Origin of the sequence: Streptomyces sp. NPDC098101 (assembly GCF_044760185.1) — a bacterium.
In the GTDB taxonomy this organism is placed as follows: domain Bacteria; phylum Actinomycetota; class Actinomycetes; order Streptomycetales; family Streptomycetaceae; genus Streptomyces.
Genome location: NZ_JBIWAS010000008.1, coordinates 201,375 through 222,338 on the forward strand (window position 1 = coordinate 201,375; position 20,964 = coordinate 222,338).

The window sequence follows — 20,964 nt, forward strand, 5'->3', positions numbered from 1 at the left end:
GCTTTCCGCATGAGACTCGCCGACATCGCACGGGCGTCCCGGGACATCGGCGCCGCCTCCGCGCGCACGGAGAAGGTCGCGCTGCTGGCCGAGCTGTTCCGGGCGGCCGAACCGGCGGACGCCCCCATCGTGATCATGTACATGGCCGGACGGCTGCCGCAGCGCAGGATCGGCGTCGGCTGGAACACCCTCAAGGAGCGGCGGGAGCCCGCCGCCGAGCCGCGGCTCGGGGTGCGGGAGGTCGACGCGCTCCTCGGCCGGATCGCCGCCGTGTCCGGCAAGGGCGCCCAGGGCGAGCGCAAGCGGCTCCTCGACGAGCTGATGGGCGCCGCCACCGAGGAGGAGCAGCTGTTCCTCTTCCGGCTGATCAGCGGCGAGTTGCGGCAGGGCGCCCTCGACGCCGTGGCCGTGGAGGGCCTCGCCTCGGCCGCCGGGGCGCCGGTCGCCGACGTCCGGCAGGCGGTCATGCTGAGCGGTTCGCCGGCCGCCGTCGCCGAAGTGCTGCTCGCCGAGGGCCCGTCCGCCCTCACCGGGTTCCGGCTCACGGTGGGGCGCCCGGTCCTGCCGATGCTGGCCCACACCGCCAAGGACGTCGACGAGGCCCTCGACCGGACGGGCCCCTGCGCCCTGGAGGAGAAGCTCGACGGCATCCGCATCCAGGTGCACCGCGACGGCGACGAGGTGCGCGTCTTCACCCGTACGCTCGCCGACATCACCGGCCGGACCCCCGAGGTGGTGGCGCTGGCCCGCGCGCTGCCGGTGCGCCAGGTGGTGCTCGACGGGGAGCTGCTGGCCTTCGACGAGCGGGGGCGGCCCCGGCCCTTCCAGGAGACGTCCGGACGGACCGGCTCCACCCTCGACGTGGCCGGCGCGCAGACGGCGGTGCCGCTCTCCCCGGTCTTCTTCGAGGTGCTGTACGCCGACGGCGAGGACCTGCTCGCCACCCCGGCCGCCGAACGGCGGGCGCTGCTCGACCGGCTGGTGCCCGAGGCGCAGCGCGTGCGCCGGCTCGTGGTGGCCGACCCCGCCGACCCGGAGCAGCGCGCGGCGGCGACGGCGTTCGCCGCCGGGGCGCTGGAGCGAGGCCACGAGGGCGTGGTCGTGAAGTCCCTCGACGCGGTCTACAGCGCGGGGCGCCGGGGCACCTCCTGGCTGAAGGTGAAGCCGGTGCACACCCTGGACCTGGTGGTCCTGGGCGCCGAGTGGGGCCACGGCCGGCGCACCGGGACGCTCTCCAACCTGCACCTGGGCGCGCGGACGGCCGACGGCTCCTTCGCCATGCTGGGCAAGACGTTCAAGGGCCTGACCGACGCCCTGCTCGCCTGGCAGACCGAGCGGCTGCGGAAGCTGACGGTCACGGAGGAGCCCTGGGGGGTCGCCGTACGACCCGAGCTGGTCGTCGAGATCGCCTTCGACGGCGTCCAGCGCTCCACCCGCTACCCGGCGGGCGTCACCCTCCGCTTCGCCCGCGTGGTCCGCTACCGCGAGGACAAGCTCCCCGCGGACGCGGACACGGTGGAGACGGTGACGGCCCTGCTGCCCTGACCCGCCGGGCCCACCGCCGGATCCGGGCCCACCCTCGGATCCAGGTCCATCGTCGGATCCAGGTCCACCACCGGATCCGGGCCCGCCGTCGGACCCGCCGTCGGGCCCGGGGGCGGGGCGGTGCGCAGCCCCCGCGCCGCCCCCTCCTCCGCGACCGCCCGGAGCACCAGTGTCCAGGCCTCGCCCAGGCAGGAGGAGAGCTCCGGGTACGGGGCGCCGCTCCACGCGGCCGCCTCGATCCCGGCGATCATCCCCGCCACGAGCGTCCGTGCGGCGTCCTCCGCCACGCCGCGCCGCAACGCTCCCTCCTCGGCGGCCCGCGCGAGCAGCCGCCCCGCCGCCGCCACGCACACCAGGTGGTAGTTGAGCACCGGTCTCTCCCCGTCGGCGCGTTCGCGCCCGAGCCGGAAGCTGGCCCGCACGACCGGCTCACCCGTCGCCCATACGGCCAGGGCGTGGGTGGTGTCGATCAGCGACTGCAGCGCCGGCCGCCCGTCGCGGCGGAGGGCGAGGACCGTCTCGTCGAGGAGCAGGCAGCCGCTCTCCTGGACCGCCGCGGCCAGTTCCTGCTTGCTCTCGAAGTGGAAGTACAGCGCCCCCTTGGTCACCCCGGCGGCCCGGCTGATGTCCCCCAGTCGCGCCTCGGCGTACCCGTACCGGTCGAAGAGCTCCGCGGCGGCGGCGACGAGCCGGGCCCGGGTGCGCTCGGATCGCTCCTGCATCGTCCCCTCACCCCACCCGTATGAGACGGCGGCCGTCCGCCTCCGGCACGTCGAGGAGCTTGGGCGAGGCGGTGAGCACCGCGTGCTGGAGCTCGCGGAGCTGTTCCGAGGGCTCCAGGCCGAGTTCGTGGACCAGGGTGCCCCGCAGCCGCTGGTAGACGCCGAGCGCCTCGGTGCGCCGGCTGGAGCGGTACAGCGCGAGCATCAGGTGCGCGTGCAGGTTCTCGTGGGTGCGGTGCTGCTGCACCAACACGCTCAGTTCCCCGATGAGTTCGCGGTGGCGGCCCTGCCGCAGGTCCAGCTCGATGCGGTGCTCCTGCACGCACAGGCGCGCCTCCTCCAGCCGCCTGGCCTCCAGGGCGAGGAGCGCCCCGGCCTGGACGTCCCCGAAGGCGGGGCCCCTCCACAGTCCGAGCGCCGCGCGCAGGGCCCGCGCCGCCGTGTCGTCGTCGCGGTCGGCGAGGGCCTGGAAGGCCGTGCCGGACAGGCGCTCGAACTCCTGGGCGTCGCTGGTGCCGTTCCCCCGGTCGAGCAGGTATCCGCCGGGCCGCGTCACCAGGATCCGCTTCGCGTCCCCGGCGGACCCGCCGCCGGCTTCGAGGGCCGTGCCGACGGCTCCGCGCAGCTGCATCACGTACGTCTGCAGCGTCGCCTGGGCGCTCCTCGGCGGTTTCGCCCCCCACAGCTCACCGATCAGCGCGCCCACGGACACGACCTGGCCCGCGTGCACCGCGAGGGTGGCCAGCAGCTGGCGCGGTTTCGACGCGGACGGTGCCACCGGAACACCGCCCACCCGTACGTCGAACATACCGAGAACCTTCAGGTCCATCGCTTCTCCTCTCCACTCCGTCGAGGCTTCCAAAAGGCGTTCTCCAGGGCCAGTGCAGGGCTCCTCGGGCGGGGGTGAGGCACACCCGGAACGACCATGAGAACTTCACGGAAGGCTCATGAGCCAGGCACCTGCCCAGGGCCCTCGGCCGGGGGACAGACTCCTGCCACCGCCGCAGGGTGCGGCGGAACCGTCCGAGGGGGAGTCATGAACATCACGCACGCAGTCGCCACCGCCGCCGTCGCCACCACTCCCGCCGTGTACGAGGAACTGGTCGTGGAGGAGCTGGTCCCGCAGACCGCCGAGCAGTTCCGGCCGGGAACCTGCATCTGCTGGGTCGACGTCTACGGCGACTGAGGCGCCGGGAAAGCGTTCCGGAGTTCCACCGTCGCCGCGCGCCCGCCGGCCGTTCCGTGACCGTGACCGAACGGCCCGGGCGCGCGACGCGTACGCACGCCGAAGCGAAAGTTCCCGTTCCACGCGTCAAGGGGGAAACAGTGATGGATGAACGGACCGGCAGACCGGGTCTCGCCTTCAAACCCCACCTCAAGGCGGAGGTCGTCCCCGGTGAGGGGGTGTACCTCGTGTCGGAACGCGGCGTGACGGCGCTGCGGGGCCAGGGCGTCACCGCCCTCGCGCCCCTGCTCGACGGGACCCGCAGCCGCGACCGGCTGGTGGCCGACGCGGGGCGGACGATCCCCGCGCAGCAGGCGGAGAGGATCGTCTCCGGGCTGCTGACGGCCGGACTGCTCGACGACCGGGACCCGTCGGCGGCGGGACCGGCCGCCGAGCGGGCGTTCTGGGAGCTGGCCGGGATGGACGGCGCGGCCGCCACCCGGCGCACCGCCGGTACCCCGGTGGAGGTCGTCGGCGTCGGGGAGACGAGCCGCGCGAGCGTCGCGGAACTGTCCGACGCGCTCGCGGCGTCGGGCGTCAGGCTGCACCGTCCGGACACCGCGAGCGGCACGGGCGCCGCCGCCGCTCCCGGTCTCGCCCTCGTCGTCTGCGACGACTACACCGACCCGGCGCTCGGCGCGGTCGACGCCGCCCACCGTGCCTCCGGGGTGCCGTGGCTGCTGGTCCGGTTCGTGGGCGAACAGCCGTGGATCGGGCCGGTGTTCCGGCCGGGCGAGGGCCCCTGCTGGACCTGCGTCACGGACGCGCTGCGCCGCAACCGCCCGGCCGAGACCTATCTGGACCGGGCGCTGGGCCGGCGCGCCTTCACCCCGCCCTCGTCGCTGGCCGCGGGCCGCGCCGCCGGGCTGCACCTGGCGGCCCTGGAGGCCGTCAAGTGGCTCGCCGGGCACCGGCATCCCGGCCAGGACGCCATATGGCGGCTCGACACGCTCACCCTGGAGGGCCGCCACCATCCCGTGCGCCGCCGCCCGCAGTGCCCGGCGTGCGGGGACCCCGGGATCGTCGCCCGCCGGGCCGGCACCCCGCCGGTCCTGCGCAGCCGCCCCAAGGCGGCCGTGGACTGCGGCGACCGGTGGCTGCCGCCGGAGGAGATGCTGCGCCGGTACGGGCACCTGGTGGATCCGCTGACCGGCGTCGTCAAGGAGGTGCGGCGCGACAGCCGCGGCCCCGAGTTCCTCAACTGCTTCCACGCCGGGCACAATCCGGTGCACGCGCCGGACGGGCTCTCCTCCGTGCGGGCGGGGCTGCGCAGCACCAGCTCCGGCAAGGGCACCACGGCGCTGCACGCCCGGGTCAGCGCCCTGTGCGAGGCGGTCGAGCGGCACAGCGGCTTCTTCCAGGGCGACGAGCCGACGCTCCGCGCCTCCTACCGGGAGGTCGCCGACCGCGCCGTGCACCCGGACGAGGTGCAGCTCTTCCACCCGCGCCAGTTCGAGGACCGGGAGGCGTGGAACGCCGCGCACGGCCCGGCGCACCGGATCTGCGAGCCCGTCGACGACTCCGTACCGCTGGACTGGACGCCGGTGTGGTCGCTGACCGGGGGCGGGCAGCGGCTGCTGCCGACGTCGATGCTGTACTACAACGCCCCCCGCACCCCCGGGAGCCGGTTCGCCTCGGCGAACTCCAACGGCTCCGCGGCGGGCAGTTGCGTCGAGGACGCGATCGTCCAGGGCTTCCTGGAGCTGGTCGAGCGGGACGCCGTCGGCCTGTGGTGGTACAACCGCACCCGGCAGCCGGCGGTCGACCTGGGGGCGTTCGACGAGCCGTGGATCCGCGAGGTGCGGGAGGGCCACGCCGGCCTGCACCGGGAGCTGTGGGCCCTGGACCTCACCAGCGACCTCGGCGTCCCGGTCTTCGCGGCGCTCTCGCGGCGCACCGACAAGCCCGGGGAGGACATCACGCTGGGGTTCGGCGCGCACTTCGACCCCCGGCTCGCGCTGCGCCGGGCGCTGGCGGAGGTCAACCAGATGCTGCCGCCCGTGGCGCGGGTGCGGGCGGACGGCACCGGGTACTCCTGCGACGACCCGGCCGCGCTGTCCTGGTGGCAGGGCGCCACCGTGGCGAACCAGCCCTATCTGCTGCCCGATCCGGCGCTCCCGGTCGCCGTCCCCGGCTCCCGCGCGTCCGTCCGCCGCGGGGACCTGCGGGAGGACGTGGCGGCGATCGGGGAGCTCGTCGCCGCGCACGGCATGGAGCTGCTGGTCCTCGACCAGACGCGCCCCGACGTCGGGCTGCCGGTGGTGAAGGTGGTCGTGCCGGGGCTGCGGACCTTCTGGACGCGGTTCGGTCCGGGGCGGCTCTACGACGTCCCGGTGCGGCTCGGCCGGCTGTCCGCCCCCACCCGCTACGAGGACCTCAACCCGGTCCCGCTGTTCCTTTGACTCCGTAGAACCCCGCGTTCCCGCAAGAGAGGTCCTGAGCCGTGTCCCCATCCCCATGGCCCCCCGCCGGGTCGGAATCCGGTCCGGTCGAGTTGTGGTCACTGCGCCAGGACACCCTGCTGGAACTGCCCGACGAGCCCACCGGGAACCCGCGGGCGAGCGGCTTCCCCGACGGGGCGGCGCTGCTGTCGACCCGCTGGGGCGAGACCCGCCTGCCGATCACGGACCCGGTGGTCCTCCTCGCCCTGGAGCGCCTGTCGTACGGACCGGTGTCGCTGGACAACGTGGTGGCGGGCATCAGCGCGCCGGACGGGCCGGGGAGCCCGGAGCGGGACGTCCTGGCGCCCCTCCTGCGGTCCATGGAGAACGTCCTGGTGCGTTCGCTGGCCACGAAGGACGGCAGGACGCTGCTCTCGGTGGTCCCGATCTCCCGGTACGCCCGCTTCCGGCCGGCCGTCACGCCCGCGGGGGCCGTCCTGCGGCTCTCCCGCTTCGCCGCGATGCGCGCCCACGAGGACGGCCTGTGCATCGAGTCGCCGCTCTCCGGGCAGCGCGTGGTCCTGCACCGGCCCCGCTCGGCCTGGCTGGTGAGCTGCTTCGCCCGCCCCTCCACCCCGGAGGAGGCGGCGGGGCGGCTGCGGATGCCGGTGGACACCGTGCGCCGGGCCGTGTCGTACCTGGAGGCGTCGGGCATGGTGGTCAGGGGGACCCCGGGGGCGACCGCGAAGGAGCCGTACGCCTTCGCCGAGGACCACGATCCCGCGCTGCTGCCGTGGTCGCCGCACGACCTGATGCTGCACTCCCGCAGCCGGGAGGGCCGCCACGACGACCCGGTGGGCGCCACCGACGGCTTCGCGGAGGTGCTGGCGGCGGAGCCCGTCGTCGCCCGCCCCAACCCGGGCCCCGGGCAGGTGCCCCTGCCCGTGCCCGAGCTCGACCGGGTCCTCGACCGCGATCCGCCCTTCACCGTGGCCCTGGAGGCGCGCCGCTCGGTGCGCGACTACGGCGAACGCCCCCTGGACCTGGACCGGCTGGGCGAGCTGCTGTACCGCTCCGCGCGCGTGCGGTCCATGGGGGACTTCGGGTCCGACGACGGCGAGCCGGTCCTCACCAGCCGCCCGTACCCGAGCACGGGCGGCGCGTACGCGCTGGAGCTGTACCTGACGGTGAGCAGGTGCACGGGCCTGGAGCGGGGCACCTACCACTACGACCCGGTGGAACACGCCCTGAGCCGGGTGGAGATGGCGGCGGAGAGCCTGGACGAGCTGCTGGCCGGGGCGCGCGCGACGGCCGGTCTGACGGCCGAGCCGCACGTGCTGATCACCATGACGGCGCGGTTCCGCCGGATGACGCTGAAGTACAGCGGACTCGCGTACAGCGGGCTGCTCAAGGACGTGGGGGTGCTCCAGCAGACGCTGTACCTGGTGTCCACGGCGATGGGTCTGGGGCCGTGCGCGCTGGCCACCGGCGACAGCGACCTGTCCGCGCACGCGCTCGGCCTGGACTGGCGGACCGAGTCGGCCGTGGGCGAGTTCGTCCTGGGCACGCTGCCCTCCGCGCCGGGGGCGGACGGCCCGTCGTCGGCCGGTGTGGAGGTGCGCGGATACGACTGGCACGTCCGCTGCACCGAGGAACTGCGACGCAGCCTCGCGCGGGCCACCGAGTGACGGTCCGCTGAGGAACGTGTGCTTCCGGCCACGGAGCGCCCGGTACTACTTATGCTGCGGGTACCGGAGCGTCTTCAGGCGAGGAGCCATCATGCGTCGGACAGCGTCGCCCTCCCGTGACACACCGCTCGAGGAAGGTCTGGCTCCCCAGGCGGAGATGGCGCCACGGGTCGCCGTCGCCATCACCACGGTGGTGATCTGCGGCTTCTTCGCGGTCGCCGTCACGTACGTGCTCCAGGCCCGCTACACCACGCTCGGCCTGGTGTCCTGCTTCGCGCTGCTGCTGGTCCTGATGGGCCTGCAACTGTGCCATTCCTTCCCCTCGTTCATGCCGTGCGCCGTGACCCGGTACCGCCGCTGGACGCTGGCCGCGCAGGTCCTGCTGACGTACGCGCCGTTCAGCGTCTTCGGCGCCGCCTGGCTGGGGATGCCCGGTTTCCTCGCCGCGTCCTCGCTGCTCGTGCTGCGCACCGCGCTGGGCTGGTTCGCCTTCGGCGCCGTCGTGGTGTCCACCGGGGTGCTCCAGTTCGCGGTCGGCTTCGGCGTGGGCGAGCTGGCGTACAACTGCGTCGCCACGGCCCTCACCGGTCTCGTGGTCTACGGGGTGAGCCGGCTCGCCTCCCTGATCCGCGAGGTGCAGACCGCGCGCGAGGAGCTCGCCCATCTGGCCATCACACAGGAACGTCTGCGCTTCGCCCGCGACCTGCACGACCTGCTCGGCTACAGCCTGTCGACCATCACCCTGAAGTGCGAGCTCACCTCGCGCCTCGTCCGGCTGGACCCGGAGCGGGCCGAGACCGAGATCACCGAGATACTCCAGACGGCCCGTCAGGCCCTGGCCGACGTCCGCGCCGTGGCCAGCAGTTATCTGCACATGAGCCTGCGCCGCGAGCTCGACTCGGCCGAGTCGCTGCTGCGGACGATCGGGATACGGACCGAGGTGCGCGCCGGAGTCGAGCTGCCCCCGGGCCCCGTCGACACGGTCCTGGCGACGGTGCTCCGCGAGGGCATCACCAACGTGCTCCAGCACAGCAAGGCCCAGCACTGCGTGATCGAGACGGCCGAGGAAGGCGACCACGTGCGGATCACGGTCGTCAACGACGGCGTGGGGGAAGAGCGTTCGATCTTCCACACGGCCGTTCCCGGGACGGGCGGCAGCGGCCTGAACAACATGACCACGCGCGTGGAGGCGCTGGGCGGGCGGCTCACGTCGGGGCTGCGCGAGGACGGCCGGTTCCGGCTGAGCGCGGAGGTCCCCCGGCGGGCAGGCGTCTGCGTGCCCCCGGACGACGAGCAGGAGGTGGCCGCCCTCCCGGGCCGCTGACCCGGGCCGCTGAGCCGGGCCGCCCCTCCCGGGAGACGGGTCGGCTCCGGAGCCGGTTCCCGCGCCGGCTCCGGCTCCCGCTCCCGGGCCGGTCTCAGAGCCAGCCCATGTCCCGGGCGATGCGGACCGCGTCCATGCGGTTGCGGGCGTTGAGCTTGGTGACGCTGGTCGTCAGGTAGTTCCGCACCGTCCCGGCGGACAGGAAGAGCCGCCGCGCGATCTCCGGCACGTCCTCCCCCTCGGAGGCCAGCCGGAGCACCTCGGTCTCGCGGGGACTCAGCGGGTTGTCGCCGACCTGGAGCGTGGCGACGGCCAACTGGGGGTCGATGACCTGCTTCCCGGCCGCCACGTCCCGTATCGCCGCCGCCAGTTGGGAGGGGTCGGCGTCCTTGAGCAGGAAGCCCGAGGCGTGGGCCTGGAGGGCGCGCATCAGGTTGCCGGGCCGTCCCAGGCTCGTCAGGATCACGGTCCGGCACTCCGGCAGCCGCTCGTGCAGCAGCCCGGCGGCCCGGATGCCGTCCATCCCGGGCAGGTCGATGTCGAGGACCGCGACGTCGGGCCGTACTTCGAGCGCCCTGGGCACCACCTTGTCCCCGGCGTCCACCTCGGCGACCACTTCGAGGTCCGCCTCCAGCTCCAGCAGGGCCACCAGGGCCCTGCGCAGCATGAGCATGTCCTCGGCAAGCAGGATTCTGACCATCGTCCCCCCATGACGCCGCAAACGCGGGCGGTCCCTTCGGTTTCGGTCGATCTTAGCCCTGCACGGACAACCGGAACCCGAACTCGGAGGGCGGAAAGCCCAGTTAGACGCCGTGTCAGGAATCCGAGGAGGTCACCCGGCCGCGGCGAGGACCAGCGGGAGCACCTGCGCGGCGCCCGCCCGGCGGAGCAGCCGGGCGGCGACGGCGAGGGTCCAGCCGGAGTCGGTGAAGTCGTCCACGAGCAGCACGGGGCCGGGAGCGGCCGCCAGGGCGCCGGACAGCTCCCCGGAGACGGAGAAGGCCCCGGAGAGCGCCCTGAGGCGCTGTGCGGAGTTGCTGCGGCGCACCGCGTGCGCGCCGTCCGGCCCGGTGTGCGTCAGGGTGCCCAGGTACGGGAGGCGGCCGATGTCCGCGATGCCCCGGGCGAGGGAGCCGACCAGCTGCGGGCGGGCCAGGGAGGGCACGGCGACGACTCCCACCGGCCGCGCGGAGGCGTCCCGGACGTCCGGCGCCCAGCCGCCCGGGGAGCGCGCCCAGTCGGCGAGGACCGCCACCGCGGCCTTGAGGACGTCGTCCGGGACCGGCCCGTCGGGCGCGTGCTCGGCGAGGAGGGGGCGCAGGCGGTTGCCCCAGCCGATGTCCGAGAGCCGCCCCAGGGCCCGCCCGGTGGAGCACTGCTCGCCCGCCGGGATGCGGCCCTTGAGCTCGATGCCCAGGGCGGGCATCCCGGTCGGCCACATCCGGCGCGGCTCGACCTCCACGCCCGGGCGGTCCAGCTCCCGGGTCGCGCCCGTCAGCGTCTCCTGCGACACGGAGGCGTCGGCCCAGGCGCCCGCGCAGTTGTCGCAGCGGCCGCACGGGGCCGCGCCCTCGTCGTCCAGCTGGCGGCGCAGGAACTCCATCCGGCACCCGGAGGAGCTCACGTAGTCGCGCATGGCCTGCTGCTCGGCGGCCCGCTGCCGCGCCACCCACGCGTACCGCTCGGTGTCGTACGCCCAGGGCCGCCCGGTGCTCTCCCAGCCGCCCTTGACCCGGCGCACGGCGCCGTCCACGTCGAGGACCTTGAGCATCGTCTCCAGGCGGGTGCGCCGCAGGTCCACCGCCGCCTCCAGGGCGGGCACGGACAGCGGCCGTCCCGCGTCGGCTAGGGCGGCCAGGGTCTGGCGGACCTGCGCCTCGGGAGGGAAGGCGGTGTCGGCGAAGTAGCGCCAGATCGCCTCGTCCTCCTTGCCCGGCAGCATCAGCACCTCCGCGTGCTCCACGCCGCGCCCGGCCCGGCCCACCTGCTGGTAGTAGGCGATCGGGGAGGACGGGGAGCCGAGGTGGATCACGAAGCCGAGGTCGGGCTTGTCGAAGCCCATGCCGAGGGCGGAGGTGGCCACGAGCGCCTTGACCCGGTTCTGCTGGAGGTCGGCCTCGGCCTGGAGCCGGTCGGCGTTCTCCGTGCGGCCCGTGTACGAGGCGACCGCGAAGCCGCGCTGCCGCAGGAAGGCGGTGGCCTCCTCGGCGGCGGCGACCGTCAGCGCGTAGACGATGCCGGAGCCCGGCAGCTCGTCCAGGTGCTCGGCGAGCCAGGCCAGCCGGTGCGCGGCGTCCGGCAGCCGGACCACGCCGAGCCGCAGGCTCTCGCGCTCCAGGGAGCCGCGCAGCACCAGCGCCTCGCCGGCCCCGGTGCCGAGCTGCTCGGCCACGTCGGCGGTCACCCGGGCGTTGGCCGTCGCGGTGGTGGCGAGGACGGGCACCCCGGGGGCGAGCTCGGTGAGCATGGTGCGCAGCCGCCGGTAGTCGGGGCGGAAGTCGTGGCCCCAGTCGGAGATGCAGTGCGCCTCGTCGACCACCAGGAGGCCCGTGGTGACCGCGAGCTTGGGGAGCACCTGCTCGCGGAAGTCCACGGAGTTGAGGCGCTCGGGGCTCACGAGGAGGACGTCGGTGTCGCCGCGCTCGACCTCGTCGTGGATCGCGTCCCACTCCTCGGGGTTGGCCGAGTTGATGGTGCGGGCCCGGATGCCGGCCCGCTCCGCCGCCTCGACCTGGTTGCGCATGAGCGCGAGGAGCGGCGAGATGATCACGGTGGGTCCCGAGCCGCGGCGGCGCAGCAGCGCGGTGGCGACGAAGTACACCGCCGACTTGCCCCAGCCGGTGCGCTGCACCACCAGGGCCCGGCGCCGCTCCTCCACCAGGGCGGCCACCGCCAGCCACTGGTCCTCCCGCAGCCGCGCCGTCCCCTCGGGGGCGCCGACCAGCCCGGCGAGAACGGCATCGGCTTCGGCGCGGAGCTCCAGGTTGTCCATGCCCCCATGCAACCCGATGCCACTGACAATCGGCGAACTCACCCAGCGTGACGGCCCGTCCACGAGCGGAAGGCGTGTTTCCGCTGGTGCCCGCGGGGTGTCCGGCGCGTGGAGAGGAAACCGGCGGACGAACGGGGAGTGAACAATGGGCAACTGGGCAGGGATATGAGTGGCATACCAACGCATTCCCGTCAGCGGCCTCAATTGCTCATTGCCGCTCGCGCACGGGCCCGCAAGAATTGGACCACCGCCCCACAAGGCCCGTCAGCGGTCCGGAAGGACTGTGCCGTGGTGCGCCCTCACCCGACCTTGCCCGCTCAGCGGGCGCGTATCCGAAGGGAGGACCGTGACCCTCGGATTCGCTCCGCCCACAGCCGCCTCGCTCAGATCGTCGTCCGGGTCCGCCAGCCGCCTGGCCCGGATACTCGAACCCTCCGAGTGGGCCGCGGCGGGGATCCCCCTGCTCGGCGATCCGCGCGAGGTCGTGGGCGGCCTGCACTCCCGTCACGCACCCAGGCCCTCGACGGCGGTCCTCGCGGTCCTGGACCACGAGGAGCGGATCGCCGCCAGCGCCTCGTTCGTCCACCGCCCCGCGCCGGCGGACGGCTGGGAGTTCCGCAACGCGCTGCTGGCGCACCTGCGGCGGGTGATCCCGCACGACCTGCGGCGGCGGGCACCGGTGCGGACCGCGGTGCTGCTGTACTGCCGCGAGGGCGACGAGCGGTGGACGGAGGAGGACGGGGCCTGGATGTGGGGGCTCCGGGACGCCTGCACGCTGCACGGGCTGCGCTGCGGGGCGTACATCACGCTGACCAAGAGCGGCTGGCAGGTGCTCGGCGAGGGCCGGGGAGGCCGCAGGCCGAGCTCCGACTCGCTTCCCGTGCCGCTCGACGACGGCCCGGCCGAGTTCGACCGGATCACGCCGAGGACCGCGAGCGGCGCGGCCGAGCCGCTGCGCCGGGCCGCCGCGCGCTGAGCGCACGGGCGGCACGCGACACACGATGCACGGACGACGGCGTACGGACGCCACAAGGGCGTCGTACGGCCGCCACCGGCCTCCGCCGGACCCCTCGGGGCCCGGCGGAGGAACGGCCGGGGAAAGGGCCGCCGGTCAGACGCCGGCGCCCGCTCCGAGGAGCTCCGTGATCCGCTGCGGGTCGCCGCAGACGACGAGCAGCGCGCCCGCGCGGGCCATCGCCGCGGGCAGGGCGCGGGCGGTCGCCCCGTCGTCCCCGCCGTTGACGGCGACGATCACCACGGGACGGGCGGCGGCCCGCTCCACGGCGGAGGCGTCGGCGAAGAACACGTCGTCGCCGCTGTCCTGCTGGGCCCAGTAGGAGGCCTCGCCGAAGGACAGCTCGTGCGCCGTCCAGGGGTGCTGCTCGCCGGTGGTGAGCAGCAGGACCTCGCCGGGGGCCCGGCCGCTCTCCAGGAGCAGGTCCAGGGCCTCCTCGGCGGCGTCGAGCGCGCCGTCGACGGGGGCCGGGATCAGCTGCAGCTGGGGGGCGGACCGCTGGTCGGAACGATTCTCCGTGCGACCGGCCGGGGCCTTCCCGGGCGCGGGCCGCGGCTTGGGCGGCGCGGGCCGGGCGGGTCCGGGGACGGGCTGTCCGGGTCGCGGGGAGGCCGCGGAACGCGGACCGGGTACGGGACGGGGGGTCGACGCGGGGCGGCCGGCGGCCGCGGTGGCGCGGGGACCCTGGGCGCTCTCGTGAATCTGAGGCTCCTCGGGGATGAGAGGCATGGGTGGATGTCTATCAAACGCCGCTGCGCGGGGCACCGGCGGGTGGGCGCACAGGTGCGCCCCGGACACGTGGGCGGCCCTTCGGCGGCCCCGTGACCGGAAGTTCAGAAGTCGAAGCCGAGTTGGCCCCCGCTCTCCAGCGCGGCCGCCTCGACGGAGAGGCGGACCTTCTTGAGGTGGCGCCACCGGGGCAGCGCGTCCAGGTAGGACCAGGAGAGCCGGTGGTGCGGGGTGGGGCCCAGCTCTTCGAGGGCCGCCCGGTGGACCGGCGAGGGGTAGCCCGCGTTGGCGCCGAAGGCGTACGGCGCGTACTCCCCCGGACCGGCGCCGGCCCCGGCGCCCAGCTCCGCCATGAGGGCGTCCCGGCGGACCTTGGCGAGGACGGAGGCCGCGGCCACGGCGACGCAGGACTGGTCGCCCTTGATCACCGTACGGACCCGCCAGGGGCTGCCGAGGTAGTCGTGCTTGCCGTCGAGGATCACCGCGTCGGGCCGCACGGGGAGGCCTTCGAGGGCCCGGACCGCCGCGAGCCGCAGCGCCGCGGTCATTCCGAGGTCGTCGATCTCCTGCGGGGAGGCGTCGCCGAGCGCGTACGCCGTCACCCACCGCTCCAGTTCCACCGCGAGGGCGGCACGGCGGCCGGGGGTGATCAGCTTGGAGTCGGTGAGTCCTTCGGGGGGCCGGCGCAGTCCGGTGACGGCCGCGCAGACCGTGACGGGACCGGCCCACGCCCCGCGCCCGACTTCGTCGACTCCGGCGACGATCCTGGCGCCGGTGGTGGCTCGGAGCGATCGCTCGACGGTGTGGGTGGGGGGTTCGTACGGCATGGCGCCAGACAGGTTACGCCGCCCGGGACCGCCCGCGATACCCGGATTCCCGCCAAGCTCCCGCAAAGCGCCGCCGCCTCGTCTCCCGGCTCCGCCGTCACCGCACTCCGGCCGCCCCGGAATTCGCTTCCGCACACCATGGAAAGAGGTCGGGCCAAAGCCCTGGACACCGAGAAATGATCAGCGTCAACCCCCCATCACCCCATGGGAAGTCGCACACGCGAAGGCACGAAAAAACACCGGGCCCGGCAGGTGGTCACCCCCCGGACCCGGCGAGACCGGACCCCGGTCTCAGGAGGTCGTGACGGGCACCCACTCCGGAAGGTCCTCGGTCTGGCCCAGCCAGTCCGCCGGCGGCGCGCCGGCCGCCGTGGCGGCCACCACGCCCCCCGCGATGGCGCAGGTCGTGTCGACGTCGCCGCCGACCTGCGCGGTCGTCCAGAACATCCGCTCGAAGTCGCCGAGCGCCCGCGCGGCCGACCAGAGGGCGAAGGGCACCGTGTCGTGCGCGCTCGTGCGCCGTCCGCTGCCGAGCACGGCGGCGACCGTGCCGGGGTCGCCGTAGTCGAGCATGTCGCGGGCCCTGCGCAGCCCCGCTCCGACCGCGCTGCGCGGCACCAGGGCGATCACCCCGTCGAGCAGCGCCTCGGGCGCGGGCGGCCCTGCGGGGTCGGCCGCGAGGGCGGCCGCGGCGGCGACGGCCATGGCGCCGACCACGGCCTCGCGGTGCTGGTGCGTCGTGTACGCGGAGATCTCGGCCTGATGGGTCGCCTGCTCCGGGTCGTCCGCGTACCAGGCCCCGAGCGGGGCGATCCGCATCGCGGCGCCGTTGCCCCAGGAGCCCTGCCCCTTGAAGAGCGCGGCGGCCAGCTCCCGCCAGTCGGCGCCCTCCCGGACGAGCCTGAGCATCCGGTTGACCGCCGGGCCGTAGCCCCGGTCGAAGTCGTGGTGGTGCGCGAAGGACAGGGCCAGGGCGTCCTGGTCGATCCGGCCGTGTCGCGCGAGGACGGCCAGGACGGAGCAGGCCATCTCGGTGTCGTCGGTCCACTGCCAGGGTCCGGGCGGCAGCTCGCGCCGCTTCAGGAGGGGGTAGTGGACGGGTACGAAGAACTGGGAGCCCAGGGCGTCTCCCACGGACAGCCCGCGCAGGCTGGCCAGGGCGCGGTCGAAGCGCCGGTCGGGTGAGGAGTCAGCGGTCATCGGTCTGCCACTCTATCCGGTGCTGCCGTACGGTTCCGGGGTGCGCCAGCGGTCGAACGGCCTGTCCAGACGGTACCTCCCGTCCTCCCCGAGCAGGAGGACGCGCGTCTCGGCGTTGCCGGGGTTCGACAGCGACTCGAAGTCCGCGACCGTCCAGTGGAACCAGCGCATACAGAAGAGGCGCATGGTCAGTCCGTGGGTGACCAGGAGGACGTTGGGCGGGTGGTCGGGGGCCTCGAAGCTGCGGTACAGGCTCTCCAGGAAGGCCCCGACCCGGTCGTAGACGTCCGCGCCCGACTCCCCCTGGGCGAAGCGGTAGAAGAAGTGCCCGTACGCGTCGCGGTAGGCCTTCTGGAGGCGCACGTCCTCCCTGTCCTGCCAGTTGCCCCAGTCCTGCTCCCGCAGGCGCGGCTCCTCGCGGACCCGGACCTGCTCCGGGGGGAACCGGAAGGCGCGGAGGGTCTCGTGGGTGCGCCGGTAGGGCGAGACGTAGACGCTGACCGGCTCGTCGCCGAAGAGCTCCCGCAGCCGCTCCCCCGTCTCCTCCGCCTGCCGCAGTCCGGTCGCGGTCAGCTTCAGGGCATGGTCGGGCTCGCGTTCGTACACCGTGTCGTCGGCATTGCCCTCGGACTCTCCGTGCCGGACGAGGACGATGCGTCGCGGTCGTGCCATACCCCGACCCTAGATCGCCGTCCTCCGGAAGGCTCGGCCGAGGGGGTCGACCGGCGGGGCGGCGGGGGTCCTCAGACCGTCCAGGACGGTTCGAGCCGTACGACGTCCCCGTTCAGCGCCGCCACGTCGGCCGCGGTCCTGGCCCGCAGCCCGAGCCGCTCGACCCGCTCCTCGCGGTACTTGCCGTGCTCGGCGGCGGACTGCCACATCGAGAGGACCAGGAACTCGCTGCCGGGCGCCTCGCCGAACATGCCCCGCAGCATCCCGGGGGATCCGGCCATCGCCGGGTTCCACACCTTCTCCTGCATGAGCGCGAAGTGCTCGGCGCGGTCCTCGTGGACACGGCAGTGCGCCACCCGCGCCACGTCGGCGTCGGAGAAGCGCGGCTCGAATCCGGTCTTCACGTCGAAGCGGTGGTCGAACAGCCTGACCCGGCCGTCGCGGAACGTGCCGACCTGCGACGCCGCGAGCCGGTCGTGCGACCGCGCCATGAAGGAGTCGTAGAAGGCCCGGCTCTCCCAGAACGCGAAGACGTGGGCGACGTCCGGCCGGCTCCGGCTCCACCCGCCGCCCTGCCCCCGGAAGCCCGGCTCACCGAGCAGCCCCGCCCATTTCCGCTGCCCCCGCTCGAACCCTCGACGGTCCACCACGGTGCAGCGAATCCACTTGACCAGCACCGCGCCATCGTACGGGGCCGGGAGGCACCCCGGCAGTCCCCGGCGGGCGCACGCGCTCCGGCCGCGCGCGCTCCCTCGCGCCCGGACCGGACGCGTCGACCGGACTTCCCATGAGCACCCGTCAGAAACCTTCTGTGGGAGCCGAGTTCTCCGACCCGTCCGGTTCGAGCCAGCAGGACGACGAGATCCGGCTCGTCACCGCCCGCCCCCTCCGGCGCCGGACCCTTTGTCACCGGCGCATGACACCATGAGTGACCGGCACGCGACCCGGGCCCCGCGCAGGGGCCGGCGGTACGAGGCGAGGCGCGCGGGGGCGCGCGGAGAGGGGAAGCACCATGAGCGGACTCAACAAAGGGGTGGGGCGCGTCGAGGTGACGCTCAAGTGGGACCCCGCCCCGGCCGGCGCGCCGGCCCACGACCTGGACCTCGTCGCCGGCGTCTTCACCGCCGACGACCCGCACGGCGCCCCGGCCCAGCTGGTGCACTTCGGCAGCCGCTCCCCGGACGGCACGATCACGCTCCACCGCGACAGCCGTACGGGCCAGGGGTTCGGCTACGACGAGGCCATGACCGTCGAGCTGGACCGGCTGGCCCCGAGGTACGCGCGCGTGGTGGTGGGCGTGGCGATACAGCAGAGCGGCGGGCGGATCTCCTTCGGCGACGTCACGGGCACGGGCGTACGGGTCCGCGAGGGCTACACGGACCTCCTGACCCACGACTTCGCGGACGTCCCGGGCGCCCTGTCGGCGACGGTCGTGGAGTTCACCCGCACCGGACCGGACGGCTGGGCGTACCGCCCGGTCCTCCGCGGCTTCGACGCCGACCCCCAGGCCTTCGGCGCGCTGCTCGGCTCCGAGGCCCCCTGATCCCCCTGGGGCACGCGGAAGGGGCGCCGACCGGTCGGTCGACGCCCCTCTCACGGACGGATCAGCTGCAGCCGCTGGTGGAGCCGCAGCCCTCGCAGATGTAGCAGGAGCCGGCCCGCTGCATCTTCGTGCCGCAGGAGAAGCAGAGCGGGGCGTCGGCGCTGATGCCGAGCTGCATCTCGACGAGCTCCGCCGAGGTGTGCGCCTGCTTCGGGGCCGGGACCTCGGCCTTGGGGGCCGGGGCGGTGGCGACGGCCTTCAGCTCCGGGGTGCGGGGCGCCGACTGGGCCAGGCCCTCGACGTCGACCTCGTCGTCCCCGGGCTGCTCGTACGAGCCGGTGTCCAGGTGGCGCTGGCGCTCCTCGGCCGAGTGGATGCCGAGGGCGGACCGGGTCTCGAAGGGCAGGAAGTCGAGCGCCAGGCGGCGGAAGATGTAGTCGACGATCGACTGCGCCATCCGCACGTCCGGGTCGTCCGTCATGCCGGCCGGCTCGAAGCGCATGTTGGTGAACTTCGAGACGTACGTCTCCAGCGGGACGCCGTACTGGAGGCCGACGGAGACGGCGATGGAGAAGGCGTCCATCATGCCGGCGAGGGTCGAGCCCTGCTTCGACATCTTCAGGAAGACCTCGCCGAGACCGTCGTCCGGGTAGGAGTTGGCGGTCATGTAGCCCTCGGCGCCGCCGACGGTGAAGGAGGTGGTGATCCCCGGGCGACCCTTGGGCAGGCGCTTGCGGACCGGGCGGTACTCGACGACCTTCTCGACGGCCTCGCGGATCGTCGCCTCGGTCTTCGCGGTGACCTCGGCCTTCTCGTCCTCCTTCTTCTTGGCGGAGAGCGGCTGGCCGACCTTGCAGTTGTCGCGGTAGATGGCGAGCGCCTTGACGCCCATCTTCCAGGCCTCGAAGTAGACCTCCTCGACGTCCTCGACCGTGGCCGTCTCCGGCAGGTTCACGGTCTTGGAGAGGGCGCCCGAGATCCACGGCTGGATGGCGGCCATCATGCGGACGTGGCCCATCGCGGAGATGGAGCGCTCGCCCATGGCGCAGTCGAAGACCTCGTAGTGCTCGGTCTTGAGGCCGGGGGCGTCGACCACGTTGCCGTGCTCGGCGATGTGGGCGACGATCGCCTCGATCTGCTCCTCCTGGTAGCCCAGGCGGCGCAGGGCCTGCGGGACGGTGCCGTTGACGATCTGCATCGAGCCGCCGCCGACGAGCTTCTTGAACTTGACCAGGGCGAGGTCGGGCTCCAGGCCGGTGGTGTCGCAGGACATCGCGAGGCCGATGGTGCCGGTGGGGGCGATGACCGAGGCCTGGGCGTTGCGGAAGCCGTTCTTGGCGCCGAGGCGGATCACGTCCTGCCAGGCCTCCGTGGCGGCGGCCCAGATCGGGGAGTCCAGGTCGTCCACGCGGACGGCCGTGGTGTTGGCGTCGGCGTGCTGCTTCATGACGCGCTGGTGCGGCTCGGCGTTGCGGGCGTAGCCGTCGTACGCGCCGACGACGGCGGCGAGTTCGGCGGAGCGCTTGTACGAGGTGCCGGTCATCAGGGAGGTGATGGCGCCGGCGAGGGCGCGGCCGCCGTCGGAGTCGTACGCGTGGCCGGTCGCCATCAGGAGGGCGCCGAGGTTGGCGTAGCCGATGCCGAGCTGGCGGAAGGCGCGGGTGTTCTCGCCGATCTTCCGGGTCGGGAAGTCGGCGAAGCAGATGGAGATGTCCATCGCGGTGATGACGAGCTCGACGACCTTGGCGAAGCGCTCGACGTCGAAGGACTGGTTGCCCTTGCCGTCGTCCTTGAGGAACTTCATCAGGTTCAGCGAGGCGAGGTTGCAGGACGTGTTGTCCAGGTGCATGTACTCGCTGCACGGGTTCGAGCCGTTGATGCGGCCGGACTCGGGGCAGGTGTGCCAGCGGTTGATCGTGTCGTCGTACTGGATGCCCGGGTCGGCGCAGGCCCACGCGGCCTCGGCCATCCTGCGGAAGAGCGCCTTGGCGTCGACCTCCTCGATGACCTCGCCGGTCATGCGGGCGCGCAGGCCGAACTTCCCGCCCTCCTCGACGGCCTTCATGAAGGCGTCGTTCACGCGGACGGAGTTGTTGGCGTTCTGGTACTGGACGGACGTGATGTCGTCGCCGCCCAGGTCCATGTCGAAGCCCGCGTCGCGCAGGGCGCGGATCTTCTCCTCCTCCTTGACCTTGGTCTGGATGAAGTCCTCGATGTCGGGGTGGTCGACGTCGAGGATGACCATCTTGGCCGCGCGGCGGGTGGCGCCACCGGACTTGATCGTGCCGGCGGAGGCGTCGGCGCCGCGCATGAAGGAGACCGGGCCGGAGGCGTTGCCGCCGGAGGAGAGCAGCTCCTTGGAGGAGCGGATGCGGGAGAGGTTCAGGCCGGCGCCGGAGCCGCCCTTGAAGATCATGCCCTCTTCCTTGTACCAGTCGAGGATGGACTCCATGGAGTCGTCGACGGACAGGATGAAGCAGGCGGAGACCTGCTGGGGCTGCGGGGTGCCGACGTTGAACCAGACCGGCGAGTTGAAGCTGAAGATCTGGTGCAGGAGGGCGTACGCCAGTTCGTGCTCGAAGATCTCGGCGTCGGCGGGCGAGGCGAAGTAGCCGTACTCCTCGCCGGCCTTCGTGTACGTCTTCACGATCCGGTCGATGAGCTGCTTGAGACCGGTCTCGCGCTGCGGGGTGCCGACCGCGCCGCGGAAGTACTTGCTGGTGACGATGTTGACCGCGTTCACCGACCAGAAGTCGGGGAACTCGACGCCGCGCTGCTCGAAGTTCACCGAGCCGTCGCGCCAGTTGGTCATGACGACGTCCCGGCGCTCCCACGTCACCTCGTCGTACGGATGCACGCCGGGGGTGGTGTGGATGCGCTCGATCCGCAGGCCCTTGCTCGCCGACTTGGCTCCCTTGGTGCGGGAACCACGTGCCGGGCCGCTCGCCGTCTCTGTCATGCCGCCTCCCATATACGGGCAAAACACACTTTGGCGCCCAGATAGTCCCAGGGCACCGTCTTCTGGTACGTCGTTCAGTACTGCTGCCACGAGGGCCGGAGGGCCGTTCGGGGCACGTCTGCCGGGCCGCGCGACGGCGGCC

17 protein-coding genes are annotated in these 20,964 nt (G+C 73.6%); 7 read left to right on the forward strand and 10 right to left on the reverse strand.

The window, feature by feature from the left end; translation table 11 throughout:
* Positions 1–9 precede the first annotated feature (9 nt).
* Positions 10–1,545: an ATP-dependent DNA ligase gene (locus ACIQVI_RS29925; RefSeq protein ID WP_403601488.1), complete on the forward strand. Its 1,536-nt coding sequence runs from the start codon at positions 10–12 to the stop codon at positions 1,543–1,545.
* Here the strand turns inward: ACIQVI_RS29925 and ACIQVI_RS29930 are convergent.
* Positions 1,479–2,267 (reverse strand): ScbR family autoregulator-binding transcription factor, encoded by a 789-nt coding sequence (locus tag ACIQVI_RS29930; protein WP_403601491.1) that lies wholly within the window; start codon positions 2,265–2,267, stop codon positions 1,479–1,481. The genes ACIQVI_RS29925 and ACIQVI_RS29930 overlap by 67 nt on opposite strands.
* Positions 2,268–2,274: 7 nt before the next feature.
* Positions 2,275–3,096 (reverse strand): BTAD domain-containing putative transcriptional regulator, encoded by an 822-nt coding sequence (locus tag ACIQVI_RS29935; RefSeq protein ID WP_403601494.1) that lies wholly within the window; start codon positions 3,094–3,096, stop codon positions 2,275–2,277.
* A 207-nt stretch (positions 3,097–3,303) separates the two neighbouring features.
* On the opposite strand from ACIQVI_RS29935, the gene ACIQVI_RS29940 reads away from it, so the two are divergent.
* From ACIQVI_RS29940 to ACIQVI_RS29955, 4 genes are all read left to right on the forward strand, one after another.
* A complete protein-coding gene (locus ACIQVI_RS29940) occupies positions 3,304–3,453 on the forward strand; it encodes a hypothetical protein (protein ID WP_403601497.1) in 150 nt (49 codons plus the stop codon).
* Positions 3,454–3,596: 143 nt separating this feature from the next.
* The gene (locus ACIQVI_RS29945) at positions 3,597–5,894 is read left to right on the forward strand and encodes a TOMM precursor leader peptide-binding protein (protein ID WP_403601500.1); all 2,298 of its coding nucleotides are present in this window, start codon (positions 3,597–3,599) and stop codon (positions 5,892–5,894) included.
* Positions 5,895–5,935: 41 nt separating this feature from the next.
* Positions 5,936–7,561 carry a SagB family peptide dehydrogenase gene (locus ACIQVI_RS29950; protein WP_403601503.1) on the forward strand — a complete coding sequence of 542 codons (1,626 nt, stop codon included), beginning with the start codon at positions 5,936–5,938 and terminating at the stop codon, positions 7,559–7,561.
* A 157-nt stretch (positions 7,562–7,718) separates the two neighbouring features.
* On the forward strand, positions 7,719–8,885 hold the full coding sequence (locus tag ACIQVI_RS29955) for a sensor histidine kinase (RefSeq protein WP_403601506.1): 1,167 nt from the start codon (positions 7,719–7,721) through the stop codon (positions 8,883–8,885).
* A gap of 94 nt (positions 8,886–8,979) precedes the next feature.
* Here the strand turns inward: ACIQVI_RS29955 and ACIQVI_RS29960 are convergent, their stop codons facing one another.
* Positions 8,980–9,585: a response regulator transcription factor gene (locus tag ACIQVI_RS29960; RefSeq protein WP_351970127.1), complete on the reverse strand. Its 606-nt coding sequence runs from the start codon at positions 9,583–9,585 to the stop codon at positions 8,980–8,982.
* Between the two features lie 132 nt (positions 9,586–9,717).
* Complete coding sequence (locus tag ACIQVI_RS29965; RefSeq protein WP_403601510.1) at positions 9,718–11,877, reverse strand: RecQ family ATP-dependent DNA helicase; 2,160 nt, start codon at positions 11,875–11,877, stop codon at positions 9,718–9,720.
* Between the two features lie 346 nt (positions 11,878–12,223).
* Between ACIQVI_RS29965 and ACIQVI_RS29970 the strand changes: the two genes are divergently transcribed.
* Positions 12,224–12,853, forward strand: coding sequence for a hypothetical protein (locus ACIQVI_RS29970; RefSeq protein WP_351970125.1), 630 nt, complete (start codon positions 12,224–12,226; stop codon positions 12,851–12,853).
* Positions 12,854–12,988: 135 nt separating this feature from the next.
* Here the strand turns inward: ACIQVI_RS29970 and ACIQVI_RS29975 are convergent, their stop codons facing one another.
* The 5 genes from ACIQVI_RS29975 to ACIQVI_RS29995 form a co-directional block, all read right to left on the reverse strand.
* Complete coding sequence (locus tag ACIQVI_RS29975) at positions 12,989–13,621, reverse strand: hypothetical protein (RefSeq protein ID WP_403601514.1); 633 nt, start codon at positions 13,619–13,621, stop codon at positions 12,989–12,991.
* 104 nt (positions 13,622–13,725) lie between these two features.
* Positions 13,726–14,448, reverse strand: a complete 723-nt coding sequence (locus ACIQVI_RS29980) for a ribonuclease HII (protein WP_403601517.1) — start codon at positions 14,446–14,448, stop codon at positions 13,726–13,728.
* 291 nt (positions 14,449–14,739) lie between these two features.
* Entirely contained in the window at positions 14,740–15,648 is a 909-nt protein-coding gene (locus tag ACIQVI_RS29985; protein WP_351974033.1) for an ADP-ribosylglycohydrolase family protein, read from the reverse strand.
* A 12-nt stretch (positions 15,649–15,660) separates the two neighbouring features.
* Positions 15,661–16,320 (reverse strand): histidine phosphatase family protein, encoded by a 660-nt coding sequence (locus ACIQVI_RS29990; protein WP_351974034.1) that lies wholly within the window; start codon positions 16,318–16,320, stop codon positions 15,661–15,663.
* Between the two features lie 71 nt (positions 16,321–16,391).
* Positions 16,392–16,997, reverse strand: a complete 606-nt coding sequence (locus tag ACIQVI_RS29995; RefSeq protein ID WP_121830660.1) for a YdbC family protein — start codon at positions 16,995–16,997, stop codon at positions 16,392–16,394.
* A 335-nt stretch (positions 16,998–17,332) separates the two neighbouring features.
* Between ACIQVI_RS29995 and ACIQVI_RS30000 the strand changes: the two genes are divergently transcribed.
* Positions 17,333–17,863, forward strand: coding sequence for a TerD family protein (locus ACIQVI_RS30000; protein ID WP_403601522.1), 531 nt, complete (start codon positions 17,333–17,335; stop codon positions 17,861–17,863).
* Positions 17,864–17,924: 61 nt separating this feature from the next.
* On the opposite strand, the gene ACIQVI_RS30005 is transcribed toward ACIQVI_RS30000, so the two are convergent.
* Positions 17,925–20,822 (reverse strand): vitamin B12-dependent ribonucleotide reductase, encoded by a 2,898-nt coding sequence (locus ACIQVI_RS30005; RefSeq protein WP_403601525.1) that lies wholly within the window; start codon positions 20,820–20,822, stop codon positions 17,925–17,927.
* Positions 20,823–20,964 lie beyond the last annotated feature (142 nt).